This is a genomic window from Pseudomonas sp. LBUM1649, from assembly GCF_059716155.1.
Window position 1 is genome coordinate 4,657,130 of the sequence record NZ_CP166807.1, and the last position, 25,433, is coordinate 4,682,562.

Genomic DNA, 25,433 nt, shown 5'->3' on the forward strand with positions numbered 1-25,433 from the left:
AAAAAATATCAGGTCGGTTGACCCGTTTTGTCATAGCTGCGGGGATTGCCTGACGCTTAAAGTGTCCGCTGAACCGACTCTGCCAGAGCCATCCATGACCGACCTGATCAAACAAGAACTGCGCGATGGCATGCTGACACTGACCATCGATCGCCCCGACAAGCTCAACGCACTGACCAACGGCATGTACACGCGCTTGGCAGACCTGTTGTTTGCGGCTGACGAAAACGACGAAATCGGGGTGGTCATCGTGACCGGTGGCCCGAACTGTTTTACCAGTGGCAACGACCTGGTGGACTTTCTGCAAGACCCGCCGACCCACCTGGACAGCCCGGCATTCCGCCTGATGCGCGCCGTGACCCACCTGCAAAAGCCATTGATTGCGGCGGTGTGCGGGGCAGCAATCGGCATCGGTACCACACTGCTGCTGCATTGCGATCAGGTGCTGGTTACCCGTAATGCCAAGCTGCGCATGCCGTTCGTCAATCTGGGCCTGTGCCCCGAGTTCGGCGCCAGCCTGCTGTTGCCACGCCGGCTGGGTCAGGCCCGAGCAGCGCGCCTGCTACTGTTGGGAGACAGCCTCGATGGCAGCGAGGCGGTGGCCTGGGGCTTAGCCAACGAAGCCTTTGATGACGGCGAGCAATGCCTGGCCGCGGCAACCAGAATCGCCCAGCGCTTTCTGGCGATGCCCCAGCAAGCCTTGCGCCAGTCCCGGCAACTGATGACGCACGCCGGCATGGCCGAATTGCAAGCTACCCTGCGTGAAGAAAACCTGCTGTTCATCCAGCGCCTTAACAGCATCGAGGCGAAAACGGCCTTGAACGCCCTGCTCAATCGCAGTACAGATAAGCATCCAGCGAAAGGAACACAGCCATGAATACCCCGGAAATTTTCGTCGTCAGCGCCGCCCGTACCGCCATTGGCACCTTCGGCGGTTCACTCAAGGACGTGCCACCGGCCGACCTCGCGACCACCGCCGTGAAAGCCGCCCTGCAACGGGCCGCCGTGGACCCGGCCCTGGTCGGCCATCTGGTGATGGGCCACGTGATCCCGACCGACACCCGCGACGCCTACATCTCCCGGGTCGCCGCAATGAACGCCGGCATCCCGAAGGAAACCCCGGCCTACAACGTCAACCGCCTGTGCGGTTCGGGTCTGCAAGCGATCATCAGCGCGGCGCAGACCCTGCTGCTGGGCGACGCCGACATCGCCATCGGCGCCGGTGCCGAGTCCATGAGCCGCGGGCCGTACCTGCTGCCATCCGCCCGTTGGGGCGCGCGCATGGGAAATGTCCAGGCCGTCGACTACATGCTGGGCATCCTGCATGACCCGTTCCACAACATCCACATGGGCATCACCGCAGAGAACGTCGCCGAACGCAACGGCATCACCCGGGAAATGCAGGATGCCCTGGCCCTGGAAGACCAGAAACGCGCAGCCCATGCGATTGCCAATGGCTACTTCGTTGATCAGATCGCGACTGTGGAAATCCTGGATCGCAAGGGCACCAAGCTGTTCAACGTCGACGAGCATCCACGCGCCACGTCCCTGGAACAGTTGGCGGCGATGAAGCCGGCGTTCAAGAAGGACGGCTCGGTCACCGCCGGCAACGCCTCTGGCTTGAACGACGGTGCTGCCGCACTGGTCATGGCCACCGGCGCTGCGGTACAGGTCAACAACCTGCGCCCACTCGCCCGCCTGGTCAGCTATGCCCACGCCGGCGTCGAACCGGAACTGATGGGCCTGGGCCCAATCCCGGCCACGCGCCTGGCGCTCAAGCGCGCCGGCCTGACCGTCGCTGACATGGACGTGGTCGAAGCCAACATCGCTTTCGCCGCGCAAGCCTGTGCGGTCAGCCAGGAACTGGATCTTGATCCGGCCAAGGTCAACCCGAACGGCTCGGGCATCGCCCTGGGTCACCCGGTGGGCGCTACCGGCGCCATCATCGCCACCAAGGCCATCCACGAACTGCACCGCATCAATGGCCGTTACGCGCTGGTGACCATGTGCATCGGCGGTGGCCAGGGGATTGCGGCGATTTTCGAGCGCGCCTGACCCTACCCTGCAGGACCTGTAGGAGCTGTCGAGTGAAACGAGGCTGCGATCTTTTGATCTGAACAATCAAGGTCAAAAGATCGCACCCTGCTACAGCGCCTACAGATCCCCTGACGCCGGCCCACGGCGCCAGGCCACCGCAAGTCATCATGAACTCCCACGACTGCCTTCTTCCGTCGACGTGGCGGTTAATGCCCGCCAACAAATGACAGATTCGGAAAGCGCCGACAGTCATCTCGGAAACGTCCCACAGCCACAAACCGATCCTCCCGGTAGTGTCAATGCGCCCAACACACGTTGGATTCCCTCCAAGGAAGAAAAAAGCATGACTAAAAAGGCAGTTATCGTTTTCAGTGGCGGACAAGACTCAACAACCTGCTTGATCCATGCGCTACCGCTCTTTGATGAAATTCACTGTATTACCTTCGACTATGGACAGCGCCATCGCGCGGAAATTGAGGTCGCGCAACAACTTTCCAGGAAGCTTGGCGTGAAAGTGCACAAAGTGTTAGACACTTCATTGCTTAATGAGCTGGCCATCAGTAGCTTGACGCGAGATAACATTCCCGTACCAAGCACAAGTAACGCAGGGGACAATCTGCCGAGCACCTTCGTACCCGGTAGAAATATTCTGTTTTTAACCTTGGCGTCTATTTACGCCTATCAAGTGCAAGCCCATACCGTTATCACCGGTGTTTGTGAAACCGATTACTCTGGCTATCCTGATTGCCGGCATGAATTCGTCAAGGCGCTGAACAACGCCATCGCGCTAGGAATGGATTACAAACTACACCTTGAAACCCCGTTAATGTGGTTAAACAAAGCAGAAACGTGGGCGCTGGCCGATTACCATAAAAATCTGGACTTGATCCGCGACCACACATTGACTTGTTATAACGGAATAAAAGGCAGCGGCTGTAGCAATTGCGACGCCTGTAATCTTCGCGCGAAAGGGCTTAATAATTTTCTGGAAAACAATGAGGAAACCATGAAAAGCCTGAAGAACAAAATGAACCTGAAATAGCAAGGACGTTATCGGGCGTATAAATTCCAGATCATTAATTTATACCCCCATGGCTTATGCCGCCTGACCTCCAACCACATATTTCTTGAACAACGACCTTGCACCATAGGCGGGCAACACATTGAACACAGCAAAGCACATTTTTATGACTATCTGAACATAAACTATATTCAGGATTTTGTCATTTTCCATAGTACCGTAAAATGCAATAAAGCAGAAAATAAAACTGTCTATTATTACTGCAAAAAAGGTACTAAAGAAAACCCGCAAAAATAGAAACCTTGAGCTTGTAAGCTCTTTAATTCTACACAACAAGTACGAGTTTATATACTCAGAAAAAAGAAAAGATACAGATGAGGCTACTAACACAGACGAGACATGAGAGATAACCTCACTACAGGACTCATCAAGCTGCCAAGTAGGCAAACCAGGAAGATAACTAGTAGCAGTTAGTAGTGCCAGAATAAAGGCATTGCTTGCGAAGGCAAAAAATATCGCTCTCCTTGCAAGTCTAAGCCCGTAAGACTCATTCAAAAGATCAACTATTAAAAAGGTCAACGGATAGAGAAAAACGCCAGGAGTCACAACAATATCGAAATACTCTAAATAAACAAGCTTGACTGCAGCAACATTTGTGAAAATATAAAGAGCGAACAGCATTAGGTTGAGAGCAACATAAATCATCCACGACCTCTCATGACGATCAGTTACCTCATATGCCGTCAACGCCAAGCCACCAGAATAAAACTTTCTGTAAACATCTTTTACTTCAACCTTATTTAAGTTATCCATCACCTCGCTCTTCATCAACTCACCGAGCTTGATCTTGATAACCTTCCCTGTGGATACAATCATAACCACAGCAAAATTATTGCTCTTTTCAAACCCAAGCAGCCTATACCTGCTATTTTCCAGTTCCCTACCCATTAAATCTTTCCTCTATTATCTCTCCCACGACACCGACAACATCAGAATCAATAATTGGCTCACGCGTCACAAACAATTTTTTCGCTGTTTTGTCATAGACAAGCTTATCCTTATCACCACTCGGCGTTCCTTTTTTTACTATCAATAGATCTCCGGGCTCGTTCACGCCACTGATTTCCGTCTCCAAGAGCACACCAATCAGATTGCAAGCGGTTCCAAAATAATAAGTAAGAGGATGAGTTGCAGCCAGCTCGCCGATCCGCTTATCAAGGCTTTGAAACAGCAAGCTTTCTTTGATGATAGGTACTGCAGCCGGATTCATGTTCCCCTGCAGAGAAACACTACTTTCTATAATCTCCTTCTCTTCAAAATCAACGGTCTCAATTTCCTTGTAAGACACGCCAAAAAAGTCAGAAATCTTACGAATAGTGGATTGCTGAACATTGACGACTTTCCCTTCCAGAATGTTATAGATCGTTGTTCTGGTCAAACCACTTGAATTGCACAACGACAACCGTGTCTCTCCACGACTCTTGATTAGATACTTAATATTACTCTTCAACTTTTCTGTTTTTTCTTTCTTGTACATTAAATATCTACCACTTTAGTTATCTATCAAAATAGCTACACAGGTATTTTTGTTCAAGACCGGCGTCTGCACCCTACCCTCCGGGCAACAAAACAATACTGCAACCACACTTAACACCCGTCAAATAATGTTTCACACCATCATATTCAGCGTCAATTCCTACAGCCCTGCCCCACTTACATCTAGGAAGTTTCTTACAGAAACAAGAAATCATCTAGCGACCAAACCTACAGAAAAACTGAAGCAACTAGCAAGACAACTAAACACGAATCATTTAATTACATAGATGTTCATTTTTTTGATTAATTAAATGGTATTTTCTGGTAATAATTTTAGCGGCCCGCCAACTCACGCAGTGCTGCTACTCAATCCTGATTGACGGCATGAGTCTGGCACTTCAACTTTGCAAGGAACTCCGACATGAAAAAAACCGCCCCCAATTCCCCGCAATCGCCCGACCCGTCGGCCTTCGAGCCTATCGATATCTCCAAGCTCTCCGAAATCACCGAACCCCTGGTCAGCGCACGCCTGCGCAATCCAAATCGCCCAGACCCTGTCAGCCATGTTTTCACAATCATGCCGAACATCGACACCGAGTCCTTGCTCTGCCACGCGTGTGAAACGCTCGCGTCCTTGAATGTCATGGCCACCGACCTCGCGTGTGAACTGGAAGGCTCGCGCCGCAATGTCATGCTGGCCATTCAGCAACTGGCCGTGCTGGGGGAGCTACTGGTCAATCGAGCGCTGGACAACCTTGACCCACCGGGCGGTTTTCCTGAGGCACCGCCAAACAACTAGCTGAGTGGTCACGTTCTATTACCCAAAGGAGGTTTTTTGTCATGGATCGATACATGCCTGTCACCGGCATCGACTGTGCTGTCCCATCGTTGCTGATCGATACCGAAGCACCACTGGACGTGCTGCACGAGATTGCGGCCTACTGCATCCGCACCGCGACTCAACTGCTGGAAAGCTTTGCGCTCAGCGAAGGCGTTCACAGCGATTTAGCGCGGGTACTGGTGACCTCGTTGCGCGACGGCTGTGATTTGTTGGATGTCGTTGGACGACGATTGCAGATGCAGCGTTCGGCTTAGGAACAGCGGTGCAGCCAGAACCGAGGAAGGGCGCCTTTTTGGCGCCCTTTGATAAACAGGTACGAAACAGCGGTATGTCAGGCAACATCCTTTTCGACTGAACCACCACCCTCGCGGCTAGTCGCGCGCGCATCCTTCTGCTTGATGACGGACAGCATCAGCGCCAATACGGCGCACAGCAACAGTGTCTGACCCAATGCCTGACCCCAGACTGCAAGCAGCAACCCGCCACCGATCAACAGGTAATACAGCAATCCAAACAACGCTCCCGCCGTGCCCAGTCGATCACCATAGCGGACCAGGGCCAAGCCGAGGATGTTCGGGATCGCCATGCCGAACGCCAGCACCACCAACAGCATCGGCAGGACAAACAGGGCGCTTTGCTCCAGCAGCAATACGCCGCTCGCGCCCAGCAACATCACGGCTGCGGCCACCTGTATCAGTTGTGGGCCGCTCAGTCCTCGTTGCAACAGTCGTTTGTTGAGCCAGGCGCCAAGGCCGGAGCCCAGTGCCAGGATAACGCCGCTATAGCCGAACCAATGCGCACTCAAGTCCAGTCGCTGGAACACGAAGGGGCCGAGGCTGTAGTAGCTGAACAGCGCAATGTTGAATGCCGCTACCAACAGCGTCGAACGCCAGATGTCGCGATCGCGCAACATTTGCCACAGCGTCTCGAGCATAGCCGGTGTCGTTAACGACTGCGGCCGGGTTTCGGGCAGGCTTCGCTGGCACCACAACAACAGGCCCAGGGACAACAGCAACAGGCATCCCAACACGCCCCGATAACCGAAGACTTGCACCAGACTCGCCCCGGTGAACAAGCCAATTGCCGGGCTGGCCGCCAGCGCGATGCCCATCACCGAAAACACCTGCGCCAACTCTGCGCCCTTGAAACGGTCACGCAGTACAGTTTGCGTCACGACCGAGCCCACCGCCGCCCCCAATGCAGCCAGCGCCTGGGCCATCAACAGGGCATTGAAGCTGCTGACACTGAGCGCCAGCACCGAAGCCCCGGCGTACAACGCCATTCCGGCAAGCATCGAAGGTCGACGACCGATCCGGTCGCACATCCGGCCCCACACCACCACACCGAACGCGAAGGCCAGGAAATACACCGACAAGGTTTGCGCCACTTGCTGCGGTCCGACGGCAAACACCCGGCCGATGTCCGCCAGCGCCGGGCTGTAGAGGGTTTGGGCGATTTGCGGAAACATCAACAAGGCGACGGCCAACACCAACAGGTTTCTGGTATTCATCACGACTTCACTCTTCAGGAAAAACCAGTGAACAGCTTAAAAAACCGTGATTGACGTATTATCGAAACCAGGACAACTAATCGATGAAATCGGACAAACATGGCCTGGCTCGATGCCCACGCGCGATTCAATCCCGACAGCTACCCGGCACCGGTCATAGGTATCGCCGCGAACCTTGGCGATCACGATTCGGGCATTCATCGACATCAGCGCGGGCAACTGTTGTTCACCCGACAGGGCTGCACCCGAATTACCCTCGCGCAGCAGTTGTGCCTGCTGCCGCCCTCCCGCGCCGCATGGATTCCGCCGGGCGTTGCCCACCGCGCCGTGATGCAACAGAGCGTCGACTACCGTTCGGTTTACCTGATACCCGCGTTATGTGCGGACCTGCCGCAACAGGTCTGCGTGATTGATGTCAGCCCGTTGTTGCGGGCGGTGCTGGAGTCGATAGCCCACGCCGACTTCGACACCGACTGGCGGCAGGGCAAATTCGAGCATTTGCTGGGGCTGTGCCTGAGCGAAATTCGCGACGCCGTGCAGCACCCCATGCTGTTGCCGCTACCTTGGGACAAACGCCTGGCGCCGCTGCTCGCCACTGTCGAGCAACTGCCGCCGCCCCTGCAGATGCTGCAGCAACAGATCGGCGCCAGTGGCCGCACCATCGGGCGGATCTTCCAGCGGGAAACCGGCATGAGCTATCAGCAATGGCGCCAACAATGGCGGTTGATGCGCGCCATCGAACTGCTTTCGACCGGTCGCAACATCGGCTACAGCGCGTTCGAACTCGGCTTTGCCAGTGACAGTGCGTTTATCGCGTTCTTCAAGGACATGACCGGCATCACCCCTGGGGCGTGGTTGAAATGAGCAGCGGACAGCCGGCAGCAAAAATCATTTGCGACTAAATATGACATACGTCATATTACGTGCGTAATTAAATGATTTCCCCCACAGGTATCCTCCATGACCAGCATGCCCACCGTTGAGCCCGACCTTGCTGTCCCGGTGAACACTCCCAAGCCTCTGCTCAAACGCCTGCTCCTGCCGACACTGGGCATCGCCGCGTTGGTACTGGCCGGTGTGTACGCTGCGCACTGGTGGACCAGCGGCCGGTTCATCGAGGAAACCGACGACGCTTATATCGGTGGCGACGTGACAGTGATCGGGCCGAAGGTGGCGGGTTACATCGATGAAGTGCTGGTGACCGACAATCAGAAGGTCAAGGCCGGCGCTGTGCTTATCCGCCTCGATTCGCGCGACTATCGCGCCAATCTGGCCAAGGCCGACGGTGCGGTGGCGGCTGAAGAAGCCCTGCTCGCCAACCTCGACGCCACCGAACAACTGCAACAGGCCGTTATCGGCCAGGCCCGCGCCGGCATCGATGCCGCCGGTGCCGAAACCGCCCGTTCGCGCGATGACGATGCACGCTACAAAAAACTGGTAAGCAGCAACGCCGTCTCGGTGGAAAGCGCGCAACGGGCCAACGCCACCTTCAAGACCGCCCAGGCCCAAAGTAACCGCGCGCAGGCTGAGCTGTTGGCGGCGCAACGGCAGTTGAACGTGATCGCCACGCAGAAACAACAAGCCCGCGCTGCCCTGATTCAGGCTCGTGCCGAGCGCGATCTGGCGCAGTTGAACGTCGGCTACACCGAACTTCGCGCGCCGGTGGATGGGGTGATCGGTAATCGACGGGCACGGGTTGGCGCTTACGCCCAGGCCGGCTCGCAACTGCTGTCGGTCGTACCGTCCAGCGGCTTGTGGGTCGATGCCAATTTCAAAGAGGATCAACTAGCACGCATGGTGCCGGGGCAGCGGGTAATCATTCACGCCGACGTGCTCTCGGGGCAGGTGTTCCACGGTCATCTCGACAGCCTCGCACCGGCCAGCGGTTCACAGTTCAGCGTGCTGCCACCGGAAAACGCCACCGGCAACTTCACCAAGATCGTCCAGCGGGTACCGGTGCGCATCCATCTCGACCCGGCTGACAGCGTGCTTGGCCACCTGCGCCCCGGCCTGTCGGTCACCGCCGAAGTGGACACGCGCAAGGAGCCTGAAACGCCAGCCGTGGCCAGCGCGCCATGAGCCGCGCCCTCGCCGCCCCGGCACTACCGTTCAATGCCGCGAACATGGCCACGGCGACCAAGGTCTTCGCCTTCGCCAGCATGTGCATCGGCATGTTCATCGCGCTGCTGGATATCCAGATCGTCTCAGCGTCGCTGCGTGACATCGGCGGCGGGCTCTCCGCCGGCACCGATGAAACCGCCTGGGTGCAAACCAGTTACCTGATAGCCGAAATCATCGTGATCCCCCTCTCCGGCTGGTTGTCCCGGGTGTTTTCCACACGCTGGCTGTTCTGCGCATCCGCCGTGGGATTTACCTTGACCAGCCTGCTCTGCGGCGCGGCCTGGAACATCCAGAGCATGATCGCCTTCCGCGCCCTGCAAGGGTTTCTCGGCGGCTCGATGATCCCGCTGGTATTCACTACGGCCTTCGTTTTCTTCACCGGCAAGCAACGGGTGATCGCCGCTGCAACCATCGGCGCGGTGGCGTCCCTGGCCCCTACCCTGGGGCCGGTGATCGGTGGCTGGATCACCGACATTTCGTCCTGGCACTGGCTGTTCTACATCAACCTGGTGCCGGGGATTTTTGTGGCCGTGGCCGTGCCGATGCTGGTGAAGATCGACCAGCCGGAACTGTCGCTGCTCAAGGGCGCCGACTATATAAGCATGGTGTTTCTGGCGCTGTTCCTCGGCTGCCTGGAATACACCCTCGAAGAAGGTCCGCGCTGGAACTGGTTCAGCGACAGCACGATCCTGACCACGGCGTGGATCAGCGGCCTGGCCGGCCTGGCATTTATTGGCCGCACCCTGCACGTGGCCAACCCGATCGTCGACCTGCGTGCCTTGAAAGACCGCAACTTCGCCCTCGGCTGTTTCTTCTCCTTCGTCACGGGCATCGGCCTGTTCGCGACCATTTACCTGACACCGCTGTTCCTCGGCAGGGTACGTGGCTATGGCGCGCTGGACATTGGTCTGGCGGTTTTCTCCACCGGCGTGTTCCAGATCATGGCGATTCCGCTGTACGCCTTTCTGGCCAACCGCGTCGACCTGCGCTGGATCATGATGACCGGCCTGGGTCTGTTTGCCTTGTCGATGTGGGATTTCAGCCCGATCACCCATGACTGGGGGGCCAAGGAATTGATGCTGCCACAAGCACTGCGCGGGATTGCCCAGCAACTGGCGGTGCCGCCTGCGGTGACATTGACCCTCGGCGGCCTGGCGCCGGCACGACTGAAACATGCTTCGGGGTTGTTCAACCTGATGCGCAACCTGGGCGGCGCCATCGGCATCGCCGCGTGCGCGACCATCCTCAATGACCGCACCAACCTGCATTTCACAAGGTTGGCGGAGAACCTCAACAGCACCAACGAAGCGCTCAACCAGTGGCTGTCCCAGGTCGGCAACAACTTCGCCGCCCTCGGCCAGAGCGGCGACATGGGTGTCACCGCCAGCCTGCGTCAGCTCTGGCTGCTGACCTACCGCGAAGCGCAGACACAAACCTACGGCGACGCGTTCCTGATGATCATGGTCTGCTTCATCATCGCCACAGCGATGGTACCCTTAATGCGCAAGGTGCAACCACCGGCTGCGCCGAGTGCGGATGCGCATTGAGAAATGCTCGGGGCCTAGGCGATAGCCCTTCAACTTTTTATCAGCTAAAGAAGTTGAACGACGATCTGTGACTTCAAATCACTGACCATTGAGCCAATCACTGAACTCATGCCTTTGAAATCATCAGGAGTACACAATGCACTTGGGTTGTAAAACTTTAAATGGCGACGAACTACGACTGCACCAGGCTCTGTTGAATAGCTAGAGGTGTATTCAAATTTATCATCGCGCAACGTTACTGACTTAGGCACAGCGATAACACTGACCTCTTTTGAAAACTCAAAACGCGCCTGTTCTTCAGTCACTCCCGAAATGCAGGTAAAGACCTGCACACGATCGCTCTCCGCTGCGAAAGAAAAAACGTTTTGTGCAATACCTCCAACGATGCTGCTTATAGTGGAAACGCCCGTAGGCCCAGGAAAGCTGACCTGCTTCTGCGAACGACCGACCATTTTCAATGATAATTCGTTATCGGTAGCCTCAAGATCGGCCACACTGAACTTTCCTTTACCCGTCTGTCCGTAGCTGGCCAGAACGTTCTGCACAAACTGATTTCGATCAACAGGGCTCATGGCGTTAACGGCGTAACGATTGAACTCTGCGGCCCAACCAATGATTCGGGATGAGTGAGTAAAGTCTATGTCACCGCTCGCATCAACCTGAAACACTGTATGACTCTGAACCGTTCCCTCTTGTGTGGCAGGTGTACGTCCAAATGTGCCTGACTTGATGAATACTACGGGCTTATCGAGGTCAAAAATCGGCAAATAGCCGCCCGCAATGCCTTCTGCTGTCGCATCCAGAAACAGGTCCAGGCTTGGGATATACGTGATTAGATGATTGAGCACACCAAGAGTAGGAACCTTGGGCAAGGTATAGGCATTATCCGAGTTGATCAGCGCCGGCGTGCTTTCTATACCCACAGCAGCGAGCAATGCCTCCAAAAGCGCCACGTGATCCTTACAATCTCCATAACGATTGGCCAGAATCGTTTCCACAGGATGAGGAACGACGCCCCCCGCCCCCACGTATACAGCCACATAGCGGATGTTTTTTCGTACCCAGTCATTCAGCGCGATCGCTTTGTCCCGAGGGGAAATCAGGTTGGCGGTTATCGTTTTTGCCAACTGGCTCACTTCAGTTGTTACATGAACCCTCGCACGAGCATCGTAAGCCTGGGCAAAAGCCTTGAAGTCAGGAAATGTTGAAACTGCCAGATACTGGCCATAGTCCTGATAGGAGACAGAGCCATTTTCAATACGATCTTTTTTATCCGGGATATTGTCCCAACGATAAATTTTTCGCCCCGCCGCAACCACAGTGTCGCTAGCCTTGAATCCACGGGCATCGGCATACAACGGTATGCTTTGCGGCAAGTCATAAACAAGCGTGTATTGCTCGGTAGGATGAAACGCCGGATGTGATAAGGATTCGAAGTGCTGCGGGAACAACGCAGTGTTGCGGTACGTTTTGAATTGGATAATCAGGCGATCGCCAACAGCGACTTCAGGAAAGATGACAACCTTGACGAGACTGTCCTGGAACATTGGCGCGTCCGATGATTCGCGCTCTTGTTGCTCTTTGATCTGGTCTGGCCTGACCAACACTTTTCGACCATCCGGCTTTTGCGTGAAGGCCTCAACGACCTCCAGACTTTCAAGCGTGCGGTTATAGCTCAAGTAACGTTGTGCATAAACGTTAACGGCACGTTCTTCGTTAATCAATATCACGAGGTCGTTGGTGGCTATAAAGCTACCGTCTGCGTTGATGACATGATGTCGAATATCTTTTTCGATTGTGATCGAGGTGTCATTGCCATCTACGGTGGCGAATGCTGTATTCAATACCACCATGAGACAGCAGACAATGAAGCGAAATACTCGCAAAGAAAGGAATACTGGGATTCGCATACATGAACACACCGTATAAGTGAGATGTGTTCGCAATATACAGCGGCATTACATCATTTAGTGCGCCTGTCCGGCGCTAAAAGAAGATTCAGAACACTCTTACAACGTCCTACAGAAACGTCCTCAGATGATCGCCAATTGCTTCAGCATCACTGCGCCGAGTGCCGATGCGCATTGACGCTCGGCACCCGTGCTCAAGATCAGGCCTGTGGCGTCTTGCGAAAGCCCACCGCCAGACGGTTCCAGCCGTTGATGGTGTTGATCGCAACGGTCAGGTCGACCATTTCCTTGGGCGTGAACTGGGCGCTGACCACTTCGTAGTCTTCGTCCGGGGCGTGGGTCAGGCTGAGTTGGGTCAGCGATTCGGTCCAGAGCAGTGCAGCGCGTTCGCGCTCGGTGAAGAATGGCGCCTCGCGCCAGGCCGTCAAGGCGAACAGGCGACGCGGGGTTTCGCCGCCCTTGATCGCGTCGGCGGTGTGCATGTCGATGCAGAAGGCGCAGCCGTTGATTTGCGAAGAGCGCAGCTTGACCAGTTCGATCAGGGTCTTTTCCAGCGGCAGTTTGGAAACGGCGGTTTCCAGGGCAATCATGGCTTTGAGGGCGTCAGGGGAAGCGGTGTAGAAATCGATACGCGGTTGCATTGGCATGCTTCTGGGCAAGTGGGTGTGTCACTAAGTTAGCCCCCGGGGCGGCGCACACAAATAGCCAATCCGGCAGAAGTCCAGGAGGCCAATGACCTGCGCAGCGGCCATCCCCCCTCACACCCGACTGCGCAACCACTGCAAAAACCCTTTCTTCTGCACAACGACGGGTACATCCGCGATCAACGACTGTGCCTTGTTCAGGCGGAAATCCAACAGGGTTTTCATCGCATCGTTGATGTCCTGGCGGGCATCCAGGCAGGGCTTGAGGTACTGCTTTTCGATGCGATAAAGCGTGCAAGGGGTTTTCGCGGCGAATTGGGCGGGCAACGAGCTCTCGGTCAGGATACCGGCCTCGCCGATCACCTCCCCCGGCCCCATGCGTCCGGATTCGATTGGCGTACCGTGACGGTTCAGCGTGACCGAAACCACCCCGGACTCGATGATGAACAAGTGATCGCTGACCTCCCCCGCATCCAGTATCGTCTCGCCGGTGCGGAAGGTTTGCAGGGACATGTTCTGGCTGAAGGTTTCTTTCTCATCGTGGCGCAGGGTGGAGAACAGCGGCGAGCTATCGAGCAGCGCCCGTGGCCGTGTGAGGTCGCTCGACGGGTTAGGTTCGACGCTCGACAGCAAATTCACCCCGGATGCCCGCAAATGCCGGTACGCCAGGTCAAACAGTTGATTGCGTACCGAGCGCTTTTCGCTCATCGAGGCGACAAACCCGCTGATTTCATATTCGTTGCCGGCAGCGCTGGAGCTTTTGAGCGCTACTTTGGCGCCAGGTGAAGTCAACAAGGTTCGGCAGCCCTGCATCGCTCGCTCAAGGGCATCGATCACGGCCTGCGGACGGACATGGGGGCTGACCTGCAGGCTGATCGAAACGCCGAACATATCGCTGGGTCGGCTGAAGTTGGTGATCTTGGCCTTGCCCGCCAGCGAGTTGGGAATCACGATCATGCTGCCCTGGGAGGTCTGCAACCGCGTGGCCCGCCAATCGATATCGATGACCCGGCCTTCGGTGCCGTCGATGGCGATCCAGTCATCCAGTTGATAGGGTTTGGTGGTGTTCAGGACGATCCCGGAAAATACGTCGCTGAGGGTGCTTTGCAAGGCCAGGCCGACGATGATCGCCAAGGCGCCGGACGTGGCCAGTACGCCTTTGACCGGCAGATTGAGCACGTAAGCCAGGGCTGCGATGACCGCGACCAGGAAAATCACGGCACCCAGCAGGTCCTGCAGCAGTCGCCCGGTGTGTCCCACCCGCTGCATCATTCCCGCACCGATCAGCACGGTCAGGGTGCGCGCAGCGAACAGCCACCAGCCGATCTGCAACCCGGTGGCCGCCAGATGCAACGGCACGTTGTCGACCCAGGGCGCAGGTTCCAGCGGGTTCATGCCTTCGTTGAACAGCACCAGGCTGAACAGCGAGAAAATCACCACCCGCACCAGCAGTTTCACGTTGTGGCCCCGGGTACCGATCAAGCGCCACAACACCAGATCGGTCAGGATCAGGACCAAGGCGCAAATCAGCGGGTGTTCGGCAAGTAGGGACAGCATCGAGCAGCTCCGGCGCGGGACAATGTGCAGAAGATCGCACACATTGGCCAGAGTGTAGGAGCAATTGATGCTTTCAGAACACTGTAGGAGCGAGCATGCTCGCGAAAAACCTGAGAGCACCACGGGGCGTCAGGCTCCCCGCGTCATCGTTGACCTCCATCGCGAGCATGCTCGCTCCTACAGGGGGCGATTCTTCCTGGTTACTTGGTCAGGGTGCTGTAGCTGGTCATCAGGTTGCGGTAGTCCGGGATGTGGTTGGAAAACAGCGTGCCCAGGCCTTCGACGTCGTTGCGCCAGTCGCGGTGCAGCTCACAGGCCAGGCCGAACCAGGTCATCAATTGCGCACCGGAAGATGACATGCGATCCCAGGCGGATTGACGGGTCAGTTCGTTGAAGGTGCCGGATGCGTCAGTCACCACGAATACGTCAAAGCCTTCGGCCAGGGCCGACAGCGCCGGGAACGCCACGCACACTTCAGTGACCACGCCGGCAATGATCAATTGCTTCTTGCCGGTGGCCTTGATCGCCTTGACGAAATCTTCGTTGTCCCAGGCGTTGATCTGACCAGGGCGAGCGATGTACGGAGCATCCGCAAACATCGCCTTGAGCTCGGGCACCAGTGGGCCGTTGGGGCCTGTTTCGAAACTGGTGGTGAGAATGGTCGGCAGCTTGAAGTACTTGGCCAGGTCGGCCAGGGCCAGCACGTTGTTCTTGAACCGGTCCGGGTCGATGTCGCGCACCAGTGACAGCAGGCCTGCCTGATGATCCACCAACAGAACGGCGGCGTTGTCCTTGTCGAGACGCTTGTAAGAAGTAGTCATTGCAGTAGTCCTCGGGGGTTGGGGTAAAACTGGGTGTCGCCAATACGCGGCCAGACAAGCGTAGTCACCCAAGCCTGGCACGCCACAGCGTTACAACGATTAAGTCAGCCGTGCATCTGGCCGAAGTGGCCGGACTGGAAGTCGGTGAACGCCTGGTGAATTTCTTGCTCGGTGTTCATCACGAACGGACCGTGCCCAACGATCGGTTCGTCAATCGGCTCGCCGCTAAGCAACAGCACCACCGCGTCGTTGCTGGCTTCCAGGCTCAGCTGGTTGCCATTGCGTTCGAACAGGGCCAACTGCCCTTCGCGCACCGGCTCCAGGCCATTGACTTGAACCGAGCCACGCAACACCACCAGCGCAGTGTTGCGCCCTTCATGCAGATCAAGCGTGAGCAACTTGCCGGCCTTCAGGCGGATGTCCCAGACATCAACCGGGGTAAAGGTGCGCGCCGGTCCGCTGTGACCATCGAATTCACCGGCGATCAAGCGCAGGCTGCCCGCGTCGTTCTTCAAGGCGATGCTGGGGATGTCGCTGTCGAGAATGGTCTGGTAACCGGCGTCGGCCATTTTGTCCTTGGCCGGCAAGTTGACCCACAACTGGACCATTTCCAGAGTGCCGCCGCTTTTGGCGAAGCCTTCGGAGTGAAACTCTTCATGGAGAATCCCCGAAGCCGCGGTCATCCATTGCACGTCGCCGGGGCCGATCTTTCCGCCACTGCCGGTGGAGTCGCGGTGTTCCAGTTCGCCCTTGTAAACAATAGTCACGGTTTCGAACCCACGGTGCGGATGCTGACCCACACCCCGTCGCTCGGTGGTCGGGGTGAATTCAGCGGGGCCGGCGTGATCCAGCAGCAAAAACGGGCTGATGTGTTTGCCCAGGTTGTCGTAGGAAAACAGTGTGCGCACCGGGAACCCGTCGCCGACCCAATGGGTCCGTGGGCTGGTGTAGATACCGATGATGTTTTTCATGGTGTCTCCTGATGAGGTGGGTGAAGCCATGGACAGAGCTTAAAACCGCGACCTTTACTGCGCTAGACTGCAAAAATCAGCTTTAGCGTTCTATCTGGAGAACGATGGTGGAAGACCTCAACACCCTCTACTACTTCACCCAAGTGGTGGAACATCAGGGTTTCGCAGCCGCCGGGCGGGCCCTGGACATGCCCAAGTCCAAGTTAAGCCGACGTATTGCCGAACTTGAAGAACGCCTCGGTGTACGATTGCTGCATCGCAGCAGTCGCCATTGTTCGCTGACTGAAATCGGCCAGGCTTATTACCAGCGCTGCCTGGCGATGCGGGTAGAGGCGGAAAGCGCCGCCGAACTGATCGAACGTAACCGCTCCGAACCCCAGGGCCTGGTGCGTATCAGTTGCCCGACGGCGTTACTGAACTCCTGGGTCGGGCCGATGCTGACCCGCTACATGCTCAAATATCCGCTGGTGGAGTTGTTCATCGAGAGCACCAACCGCCGAGTCGACTTGATCCACGAGGGTTTCGACATCGCCCTGCGCGTGCGTTTTCCGCCGCTGGAAAACACCGACATGGTGATGAAGGTGCTGGGTAACAGTACCCAGTGCGTGGTGGGTAGCCCGGCGTTCGCCGAACGTCTGTCTTCACCGCCCTCTCCCGCTGATCTGAGTGGCCTGCCCAGCCTGCACTGGGGCGGCGGGCAGCGTGAGTATCAGTGGGAGTTGTTCGGCGCCGACGGCGCCAGCGCGATGATTAGGCACACGCCCAGAATGGTCACCGATGACCTGTTGGCACTGCGCCACGCCGTACTTGCGGGGGTCGGCATCGCACACCTGCCCATCGTGGTGGTGCGGGACGACATTGCCGCTGGTCGACTGGTGGAGTTGGTGCCGGGCTGGGCACCCAAATGCGGGATCGTCCATGCAATTTTCCCGTCACGTCGCGGACTGCTGCCGTCAGTGCGGGCGTTAATCGACTTTCTAGGGGAGGAGTTCGGTCACGCCGATATAGCTTAGGCGCAGCGGCAAGCTTTAGCTGGAAGCGACGAGCTGATTGAGGGGTGGCGGGGATTTTATTTCGGACATAATATTGACCTGGATTACAACCATAATATTCACACTATCCGAGGTCATGATCATGCAAAGCCCAAACCGCGAAGCCACGCTCGCCCAATGGATCGCTCAGGAACAGGCCATGCGCGCCCGTCTGGCCGGGCCTGGCAGCTTGTCCCTGGCCGAAGTCAGCGCGCTGTCTCCCACCGAGTTTTTCGAGGGCATCGGCAACGGCGAACTGCCCTCGCCGCCCATTGGCACGCTGATGGACTTCATCCCGATCGAATGGTCCGCCGGGCTGTTCGTCTTTCAGGGCACACCGGATTCGCGGCATTACAATCCGCTGGGCACCGTACACGGCGGCTATGCCGCAACCCTGCTGGATTCGTGCATGGGTTGCGCGATCCATACGCAACTGAAAAAAGGCCAGGGTTATACGACGCTGGATCTGCGTATCAGTTATGTCCGCGCGTTGAATAGCGCCAACGGACCGGTGCGGGCCGAGGGCAAGATTGTGCATCTGGGGCGCTCGACGGCGTTGGCCGAGGGGCGGATTTATGATGTGGATGGGCGCTTGTATGCGACGGGGTCGACGACTTGCATGATTCTTGAGGCTCGGGGGTAAAAAGCAAAAGATCGCAGCCTGCGGCAGCTGGGTGATTCCTTCGTCGACCAAACGCACCAACCTCGCCGGCAACCTCAAGGCCAGCGCCATCACGTTGAGTGATGCCGACATGCATCGATCGCCAGCCTGGATCGCGGCCATCGCCTGACCAGCCCCAAGGGCCTTGCGCCGGTCTGGGATTAAACAGCCGGGTTCAAGCCCCAGCCCTGTTCAAGACTGTGGTCCAGGCGCGTCATGGCTTGGTGCAACTGATCGACGGCTGCGTCGATCAGTGAGGCATCGCCCTCGCCACAGGCACGCTCCAGTCGTTCGCAACACGCCACCAGAGCCTGCGCCCGGACCATTTGCGCCCCACCCTTGATGCGGTGCGCCAGGTCCTTCAAGCCGTGGTAATTACCCATGGCATGTTCTTGCAGCAGACGTTCGCGATCATCGCGGTTGGTCACGGCCAGATCTTGCAGCAGTTGAACGATCAGTTCACTGTCGGCCCCCGTGTAGTGTTGCAACCCGCTTAAATCGATTTCGGTGCTGGAAGGCGCTTCGGGCACGCCTGCCGATTCGCTGGAAAATCTGCTGGCCAACCATGCGCTCAGGTCGACCAATCGAATGGGTTTGAACAGACAATCGTCCATGCCCGCTTCAATACAACGAATTTTCTCCTCAGGTTGCGCGCTGGCGGTGAAGCCCAGAATCACCGTCGGCGACCCCACCTGGAAGCGCTCCTCATCGCGGATCGCACCCGCCAGTTCATAACCGCTGACCACCGGCATGTTGCAGTCGGTGACGACCAGATCGCAGACGTGTTCGCGCCATTGCTCGAAACCTTGCTGGCCATCCTCTGCGAGCAGAACCTGGTGCCCGAGGTAACTCAGTTGCCGCGAAAGCAGCAACCGATTGGCCGGGTAATCGTCCACCACCAGAATCGTCAGCGGCCGGGTCCTTGCCGGCGATTCGCTCGGCGCCATTTCAGTGGCGGCCAACGTCTGCAATGCCACCAGTTCAAGGCTGATGTCCAACCGGGTGCCGCGCCCCAGGACACTGGCGAGTTGCAACCGCCCGCCCATCATTTCGCACAGCGTGCGGCTGATCACCAGCCCCAGGCCGGAGCCCTGTCGGTCTGATGCCTGACGGTTCCCGGCCTGCACGAACGGGCTGAACAGGCGTTGCTGGTCAAAGGCGCTGATACCGCTGCCGCTGTCCTCGATACACACACTGACCGCGACACGGTCCGGCGACGCGGGCACGACCCGCAACCTCAGGCTGACCTCGCCTTTGTGGGTGAACTTGATGGCATTGCTCAGCAGATTGGACAGCACCTGCTTGAAACGCGTGGGGTCGATCAACACATCGCGGTCGCTGTGTTCGTCCAGGTCGATCCGCCACTGCAGGTTCTTCTGCCGAGCCAGGCCTTCGAAGACCCGGCACACCGACACCACCAGCGCCTGCAGATTGGCCCGCTCCGGTGTCAGCGACAAATGCCCGGACTCGATACGGGCAATGTCCAGTATGTCGCCGATCAGGGCCAGCAACTGTTGCCCGGCATTTGACGCCACCTCGATGGCCGCGCGGTCGGTAACGCCCTCATCGGCGCTTTTCAGCGCCAGTTCAAGCATGCCGATCAGGGCATTCATCGGCGTGCGGATCTCATGGCTCATGGTCGCCAGGAACGTGGTCTTGGCCCGGTTGGCATCGTCGGCGGCATCCTTGGCTTCCTGCAATCGGGCAAGCCATTGCTGGCGCTGGCGGATCTGCCGGCGCTGCCAGGCGATCCAGGCCAGGGCGAGCAAGAGCAAGGCGCCGGCGGCCGCGAACGCCTGGAAAATGCTCTGGCGATGACGCAGCCAATAGCTCTGCTCCACCATCAGGTCATTTCGCCAAGGCATTATCAGCTCGTCGATTTCTTCCGGGGGGATACTGAGCAAGGCCTTGTCCAGGATCGAATGCAACTCGGTGGCGTCGCGACCGGTCGCCAGGGTACTGCGCGCGGGATCGGTGCCCACCGTGCTGGTGACCTGGAGGCGATCACGGTACTGCCGGGATATCAGGTAACGGGCGCTGATCAATGAGTTGATGCCACCCTGTGCCTTGCCTTGGGCGACCATTTCCATGGCATCGGCCGACAGTGGCGCATCCACACAACGGATCAACGGGAAGTGTTGGCGAATGAACTCGCCAGCGATATTGCCCTGGGTCAGCGCCAGGGTTTTTCCGGCCAGATCATCCAGGGTCCTGGGGCTGTCCGGCGCCAGGCGCGTCACCAGCACGGAAGGGCTGGTCAGAAACGCCCGGGTAAACAGCAAGTCTTCCTCACGCCGGGAACTCAGGCCGATACCGGCCAGCACATCGACCTGGCCGCTCTTGATCGCCTGCAGCATCTCGGCCACTGACCGCATGGCCCGGATGTCGAATTGCAAGCCGGTGCGCAGGCTGATTTTCGCCAACACATCGACACCGATGCCGCGAAACTTGCCTTCACTGTCCATGAACGTGATCGGCGGGATGTTCTCGTTGATCGCCACACTCACGCGCGGGTGCCGGTCGAGCCAATCCTGCTCGGCCACACTCAATTGCAGTGACTGCGTGCCCGGCATGGACACCCCGCTCGCTCCCCAGCGTCGCAGGATGTTCATCTGTTCATTAGCTGTTATCGCCGTCAGGGCCTTGTTGACAATGCGCAGCAGCGCCGGGTTGTCGCGGGCCATGGCAAAGGCGAAGCGCCCCGATTCCATGGGCGAGAAGTCAGCCAGCTGAACGTTGTTCAGGTAGTTTTTGCTGATCAGGTAATGGGCGCTGATCGCATCGCCCAGGTAGACATCCGCCTGGCCAAAGGCGACCGCGCCGACCGCTGCCAATGTCGAGGGGAAAAGCTGAACCTGGGCTTTGGGATAAAACCGCTGCACGCTTTGTTCAGGCAAGTAGTGGTAGAGCGTTGCCAGACGCTTGCCGGCCAGTGTCGGGTCCAGTACCTGTGGTGAATCAATGCGGGTCACCAATACCGGCTGATCCACCGCATAGGCGCGGGACATTTGTAATTGCCGGTCTTGGGACTCGTAGCTGTTGGACGTTCCCAGCAGGTCTGCCGCCCCTTGCTTGACGGCTCGAACGGCGTCTTCGCGGGATGAATAGCGCCGGACTTCGATCTCCACCTGCAGCAGCTGCCGGAGCAGATCGGCGTAGTCGGCTGTCACCCCCTCCAGCGCGTGATCGGTGGTGATGTCGAAAGGCGGATAATCCGGGGCTGAAACGGCGAGCACCAAACGGGCTTTTTGCTGCAACCAGCGCGAATCGGCTGCCGACAACTGCAGCACATGGCCTTCCACGCTGGAACGGCCCAGCAACGTCAATGTTTGCGGCTGCGCAAAGACACTCGATACCCCCAGGCAAAGAGCCAACAGCAGGTATCGAATAGTGTTCATTCAGATCAAATGATGACGCATGGCAAGATCCCTCAGATGCACCGACGACTCCACGTTGAGTTTTTCAGTCAAACGGGTTTTGTAGGTACTGACTGTCTTGTGGCTCAGGTGCATGATTTCGGCGATAGCCTTGTTGCTCGTGCCCCGGGCCAGATACTGGAAAATGGACAACTCGCGGTCCGAAAGCCTCTCAATCATTTGTTTTTCACTGCGTTGCACCTGGCTCACGGACACCGAGCTCGAGGGCAACCGGGTGAAATAGGTGTAGCCGGCCATCACGGCGTGCACGGCTTTGTGCAAATGCTGCAGATCGTTAGTCTTGGCGACGTAGGCCAGTGCACCGGCGCGCATGCAACGATCCTGGAAAAAAGCCGGTTCCTGGGCCGTGAACACCACCACCCGGCAGTGCACCTCGTCCATCTGGATCCGCGCCAGTACACCCAGGCCGTCGATCGACGGCAGGTTGAGATCCAGCACCACCAATTCAGGTTTATGCTCGCGGATCATCGGCAAGACTTCGTTACCGCAGGCCGCTTCGTGGATGCGTTTGTATCCCTCCAGCTTGAGTACGATTTTGACTGCACCGCGAATCACCGGATGGTCGTCCACAACCAACGCTGACTTCATGGCAACTCCCTATGCATAAACACGACATTCGGACACTGACGGTCCATGGGCAAGGACCCGGACTGGACACAGTAGCTGCGCATAGACTCTTGCACGTAAAACCCGATTGAACTACCTGACAGAAATGACAGTCCCGACGAACGGTCGTGGTCGATCGATGATCGCCATCAACCGCTGGATCGTCGCCAGGTCCGGCAGCAAAGCGTGGCTCACCTGCACCTTGTGCCGCTCACAGGCCGCAATGGCGGGGAGCTGCGCCCTCTGGCCATCGAAGATCAGCGCGTGCGCCAGCTGCCCGTTGTCGAGACAGAAATCCAGCAGGTCCAACTTGCCGTGCGCCAGGCCAGCATTGATGACCAGCAGATCAAATGGCTCGCAGCCATACTCGACCAGGTTCAGAAGCTCCTCGAGGCTTTGCACCGGCGCCACCCGGAAGTAATCGAGCTGGTTGAACAACCGCTCGATTTTCATCCGGTTGAAGTGTTGTTCGTCGGCGATCAGGATGCGTAAGGACTTGCTGGGCAACGTGGCCCCCCGGGTCAGTTTGATGAGGCTGCAAGGCTACGGAAGACCCATCGCGCATTCTGTAGGAAAAATCCGAAATACCGCCTGCTAAGTCTGACGCGGATCATTTCCCACGCCTGCGTAGGAAAGTCTGACGATCCGGAGTACTGGCGGCGAACACGTACCACATCAGCGCAAACGTGGTGATGTCGAAGATCGAGCTGATCGGCCCGAAAAACAGCATGAACCGACCGACATCCGCCGGCTGCCAGCGCTGCGGTTGCCTGAGTATTTGCTCGTCGACGTTATCGAACGCAATGGCGGTCTGCGAAATGTCATAGAGCAGGTTCTGCACTAGCAGGTGCATCGGTAGCATCGGCAGGAATGGAATGAACGCGCTGGCCACCAGCACCGAGAAAACATTGCCGAAGTTGGAACTGGCGGTCATCTTGATATACTTGAACATGTTGGCGAAGGTCCGCCGCCCCTCCAGCACGCCCTCCTCCAGCACCATCAGGCTTTTTTCCAGGAGGATGATGTCTGCCGCTTCCTTGGCGATGTCCACGGCACTGTCCACGGAAATCCCGATATCGGCGGTGCGCAGGGCCGCAGCGTCGTTGATGCCGTCGCCCATGAACCCGACCACATGGCCATTGCCCTTGAGCAGGCGGACGATGCGCTCCTTGTGCGACGGCGTCAGTCTGGCGAAGACGTTCGTGCGCTCCACAGCTACCGCCAGTTCGGCGTCACTCATGCGTTCGACGTCGTTGCCCAGCAGCAGGCTTTGTTGCTCCAGGCCGACTTCGCGGCAGATCTTGGCCGTCACCAGTTCGTTATCGCCGGTGAGCACTTTCACCGCCACGCCATGGGCCGCCAGTGCCTGGAGCGCCGGTGCCGTGCTATCTTTCGGCGGATCAAGGAAAGCCACGTAACCGATCAGCGTCAGCGCCTGTTCATCAGCGAGGCTGTAGCTGTCGCGCCCCTCGGGCATCGGCCGTGCCGCCACCGCGACAACCCGCAGCCCTTCGCCATTGAACGCCGCGGTGACTTGACGAATCCGCACCAGCAGCGCTTCGCTCAGCCCTTCATCCACCACGCCTTGGCGCACCCGGGTGCAGACCGCCAGCACTTCCTCTACGGCGCCTTTGCAGATCAGCAGATGCGGTTGATCACCCACGCCGACCACCACCGACATGCGCCGTCGGGTGAAGTCGAACGGGATTTCGTCGACCTTGCGAAACGCCGTGCCGACCTTCAGTTGCCGGTGAATTTCCAAGTGTTCGAGCACCGCCACATCCAGCAGGTTTTTCAGGCCGGTCTGGTAGTAGCTGTTGAGGTAAGCCATTTCCAGGACGTCCTCGCAATCATTGCCCCAGACGTCGATGCTACGTGCCAGGAAGATCTTGTCCTGGGTCAGGGTGCCGGTCTTGTCGGTGCACAGCACATCCATCGCGCCGAAGTTCTGGATGGCGTCCAGGCGTTTGACGATGACTTTATTTGCGCGACAGAAACACCGCGCCCTTGGCCAGGGTCGAGGTGACGATCATTGGCAACATTTCCGGGGTCAGGCCGACGGCAATCGACAGTGCGAACAGCAGTGCCTGCGTCCAGTCGCCCTTGGTGAAGCCGTTGATAAATAACACCAGCGGCGCCATGACGAACATGAAGCGGATCAACAACCAGCTGACTTTGTTGACCCCGGCCTGGAACGAGGTCGGTGCGCGGTCGGTGGCGCCAACGCGCTGGGCCAGGGCACCGAAATAGGTGCTGTTGCCGGTGGTGAGGATCAGCGCCATGGCCGTACCGGACACCACGTTGGTGCCCATGAACAGAATGTTGTCGAGGTCCAACGGGCTGACGGTGTCGCTGTTGCGCTGACGCGGGAATTTTTCTACTGGCATCGATTCGCCGGTCATGGCCGCCTGGCTGACGAACAGGTCCTTGGCACCGAGTACCCGGCAATCGGCTGGGATCATGTCGCCGGCCGACAACAGGATCAGGTCCCCCGACACCAGTTGCTTGATCGGCAATTCGAAGCGCTGGACGCTGTTGTTTCCCGGGTCTCGACGCAGCACCGTCGCGGTGTTGCTGACCATCGCCTGGAGCGCATCGGCGCCCTGGTTGGCTTTGCTTTCCTGCCAGAAGCGCAACAAGGTCGAGAGCACCACCATGGAAAAAATCACGCTGGCGGCCTTCATGTCTTCGGTCAGCCAGGAGATGACCGCCAGCAACGTCAGCAGCAGGTTGAACGGGTTTCTGTAGCAGTGCCACAGGTGTATCCACCATGGCAACGGCTGTTCATGTTCGACTTCGAACTGGACGCGGCGCGGACCAGGGTTTGCGCCAGGCTCGGCGGCACCTCACGGCTGACCGTGGTGTCGGTGAAGTTTTCCAGCAGCGCCAGTCGACGGAAGTGTCGGGCGATGTGGCGGGTGCGCAGAAATCCGGCGAAGAATTCCTTGAGCAGGGTCAGGTTCATGGCGGCGCCCCCAGAGTCAGCCTCGTTTCTGGAGAGTAAACGCAGCGTTGGGGAAGGTTGGGGGAATCGCAGGATTCTTCAGGGAGGGTTCAGGATTCAAGCGTTGTGGTGTTCTTCAGGGCCTCTTCGCGAGCAGGCTCGCTCCCACATTAGCCCTGCGAACACAGTTCCATTGTGGGAGCGAGCCTGCTCGCGAAGGCGGCCTTACAACCGCCAA

The 25,433-nt window shown here is 57.9% G+C and carries 21 protein-coding genes and 3 pseudogenes; 11 read left to right on the forward strand and 13 right to left on the reverse strand.

The annotated features are described in order from the left end of the window. The first annotated feature begins 94 nt into the window (after positions 1-94). The 3 genes from ACA058_RS21600 to queC all read left to right on the forward strand — a co-directional run bounded on the left by ACA058_RS21600 (position 95) and on the right by queC (position 3,079). Entirely contained in the window at positions 95-877 is a 783-nt protein-coding gene (locus tag ACA058_RS21600) for an enoyl-CoA hydratase-related protein (RefSeq protein WP_497635817.1), read from the forward strand. Further along, positions 874-2,055 (forward strand): acetyl-CoA C-acyltransferase family protein, encoded by a 1,182-nt coding sequence (locus ACA058_RS21605; RefSeq protein ID WP_497635818.1) that lies wholly within the window; start codon positions 874-876, stop codon positions 2,053-2,055. The genes ACA058_RS21600 and ACA058_RS21605 overlap by 4 nt, the downstream gene beginning before the upstream one ends. Positions 2,056-2,380: 325 nt before the next feature. Further along, positions 2,381-3,079 carry a 7-cyano-7-deazaguanine synthase QueC gene (queC, locus tag ACA058_RS21610; protein WP_497635819.1) on the forward strand — a complete coding sequence of 233 codons (699 nt, stop codon included), beginning with the start codon at positions 2,381-2,383 and terminating at the stop codon, positions 3,077-3,079. Between the two features lie 54 nt (positions 3,080-3,133). Here queC and ACA058_RS21615 read toward each other — a convergent pair whose 3' ends face one another. Then, a complete protein-coding gene (locus tag ACA058_RS21615) occupies positions 3,134-4,006 on the reverse strand; it encodes a queuosine precursor transporter (RefSeq protein ID WP_497635820.1) in 873 nt (290 codons plus the stop codon). After that, entirely contained in the window at positions 3,999-4,595 is a 597-nt protein-coding gene (locus tag ACA058_RS21620) for a helix-turn-helix domain-containing protein (RefSeq protein WP_497635821.1), read from the reverse strand. Before ACA058_RS21620 ends, ACA058_RS21615 begins: the two co-directional genes overlap by 8 nt. A gap of 420 nt (positions 4,596-5,015) precedes the next feature. Between ACA058_RS21620 and ACA058_RS21625 the strand changes: the two genes are divergently transcribed. Together ACA058_RS21625 and ACA058_RS21630 are read left to right on the forward strand one after the other, a co-directional pair. Then, a complete protein-coding gene (locus ACA058_RS21625) occupies positions 5,016-5,393 on the forward strand; it encodes a DUF6124 family protein (protein ID WP_497635822.1) in 378 nt (125 codons plus the stop codon). A 41-nt stretch (positions 5,394-5,434) separates the two neighbouring features. Further along, positions 5,435-5,689 (forward strand): hypothetical protein, encoded by a 255-nt coding sequence (locus ACA058_RS21630; RefSeq protein WP_497635823.1) that lies wholly within the window; start codon positions 5,435-5,437, stop codon positions 5,687-5,689. Between the two features lie 77 nt (positions 5,690-5,766). On the opposite strand, the gene ACA058_RS21635 is transcribed toward ACA058_RS21630, so the two are convergent. Further along, complete coding sequence (locus ACA058_RS21635; RefSeq protein ID WP_497635824.1) at positions 5,767-6,945, reverse strand: MFS transporter; 1,179 nt, start codon at positions 6,943-6,945, stop codon at positions 5,767-5,769. A 99-nt stretch (positions 6,946-7,044) separates the two neighbouring features. Between ACA058_RS21635 and ACA058_RS21640 the strand changes: the two genes are divergently transcribed. The 3 genes from ACA058_RS21640 (at position 7,045) to ACA058_RS21650 (ending at position 10,613) form a co-directional block, all read left to right on the forward strand. Then, complete coding sequence (locus ACA058_RS21640; RefSeq protein ID WP_497635825.1) at positions 7,045-7,809, forward strand: AraC family transcriptional regulator; 765 nt, start codon at positions 7,045-7,047, stop codon at positions 7,807-7,809. Between the two features lie 96 nt (positions 7,810-7,905). After that, positions 7,906-9,024 (forward strand): HlyD family secretion protein, encoded by a 1,119-nt coding sequence (locus ACA058_RS21645; RefSeq protein WP_497635826.1) that lies wholly within the window; start codon positions 7,906-7,908, stop codon positions 9,022-9,024. Continuing rightward, a complete protein-coding gene (locus ACA058_RS21650; RefSeq protein ID WP_497635827.1) occupies positions 9,021-10,613 on the forward strand; it encodes a DHA2 family efflux MFS transporter permease subunit in 1,593 nt (530 codons plus the stop codon). Before ACA058_RS21645 ends, ACA058_RS21650 begins: the two co-directional genes overlap by 4 nt. 44 nt (positions 10,614-10,657) lie before the next feature. On the opposite strand, the gene ACA058_RS21655 is transcribed toward ACA058_RS21650, so the two are convergent. The 6 genes and pseudogenes from ACA058_RS21655 to ACA058_RS21680 all read right to left on the reverse strand — a co-directional run bounded on the left by ACA058_RS21655 (position 10,658) and on the right by ACA058_RS21680 (position 16,516). Next, positions 10,658-12,523, reverse strand: coding sequence for a DUF3857 domain-containing protein (locus ACA058_RS21655; protein ID WP_497635828.1), 1,866 nt, complete (start codon positions 12,521-12,523; stop codon positions 10,658-10,660). A 200-nt stretch (positions 12,524-12,723) separates the two neighbouring features. Further along, complete coding sequence (locus tag ACA058_RS21660) at positions 12,724-13,164, reverse strand: carboxymuconolactone decarboxylase family protein (RefSeq protein ID WP_497635829.1); 441 nt, start codon at positions 13,162-13,164, stop codon at positions 12,724-12,726. Positions 13,165-13,281: 117 nt separating this feature from the next. Beyond that, positions 13,282-14,724, reverse strand: a complete 1,443-nt coding sequence (locus ACA058_RS21665) for a mechanosensitive ion channel domain-containing protein (RefSeq protein WP_497635830.1) — start codon at positions 14,722-14,724, stop codon at positions 13,282-13,284. A gap of 76 nt (positions 14,725-14,800) precedes the next feature. Further along, a pseudogene (locus tag ACA058_RS21670) lies at positions 14,801-14,893 on the reverse strand (outer membrane lipoprotein carrier protein LolA); the annotation flags it as partial. 31 nt (positions 14,894-14,924) lie between these two features. After that, positions 14,925-15,545: an isochorismate family cysteine hydrolase YcaC gene (gene ycaC, locus ACA058_RS21675; protein ID WP_497635831.1), complete on the reverse strand. Its 621-nt coding sequence runs from the start codon at positions 15,543-15,545 to the stop codon at positions 14,925-14,927. A gap of 104 nt (positions 15,546-15,649) precedes the next feature. Next, positions 15,650-16,516 (reverse strand): pirin family protein, encoded by an 867-nt coding sequence (locus ACA058_RS21680; protein ID WP_497635832.1) that lies wholly within the window; start codon positions 16,514-16,516, stop codon positions 15,650-15,652. Positions 16,517-16,620: 104 nt separating this feature from the next. Here ACA058_RS21680 and ACA058_RS21685 point away from each other — a divergent pair, with 104 nt between their 5' ends. From ACA058_RS21685 to dkgB, 3 genes and pseudogenes are all read left to right on the forward strand, one after another. Next, positions 16,621-17,529, forward strand: coding sequence for a LysR substrate-binding domain-containing protein (locus tag ACA058_RS21685; RefSeq protein ID WP_497635833.1), 909 nt, complete (start codon positions 16,621-16,623; stop codon positions 17,527-17,529). 121 nt (positions 17,530-17,650) lie between these two features. Further along, positions 17,651-18,190, forward strand: a complete 540-nt coding sequence (locus ACA058_RS21690) for a PaaI family thioesterase (RefSeq protein WP_497635834.1) — start codon at positions 17,651-17,653, stop codon at positions 18,188-18,190. Between the two features lie 22 nt (positions 18,191-18,212). Next, a pseudogene (gene dkgB / locus ACA058_RS21695) lies at positions 18,213-18,373 on the forward strand (2,5-didehydrogluconate reductase DkgB); the annotation flags it as partial. On the opposite strand, the gene ACA058_RS21700 reads toward dkgB, so the two are convergent. From ACA058_RS21700 to mgtA, 4 genes and pseudogenes are all read right to left on the reverse strand, one after another. After that, positions 18,370-21,606, reverse strand: coding sequence for a transporter substrate-binding domain-containing protein (locus ACA058_RS21700; RefSeq protein WP_497635835.1), 3,237 nt, complete (start codon positions 21,604-21,606; stop codon positions 18,370-18,372). The pseudogene dkgB and the gene ACA058_RS21700 sit on opposite strands and share 4 nt — an antisense overlap. After that, complete coding sequence (locus ACA058_RS21705; protein ID WP_497635836.1) at positions 21,607-22,233, reverse strand: response regulator; 627 nt, start codon at positions 22,231-22,233, stop codon at positions 21,607-21,609. Between the two features lie 111 nt (positions 22,234-22,344). Continuing rightward, positions 22,345-22,758, reverse strand: a complete 414-nt coding sequence (locus ACA058_RS21710) for a response regulator (protein WP_497635837.1) — start codon at positions 22,756-22,758, stop codon at positions 22,345-22,347. A gap of 118 nt (positions 22,759-22,876) precedes the next feature. Beyond that, positions 22,877-25,216: pseudogene (mgtA, locus tag ACA058_RS21715) on the reverse strand (magnesium-translocating P-type ATPase); the annotation flags it as partial. Positions 25,217-25,433 lie beyond the last annotated feature (217 nt).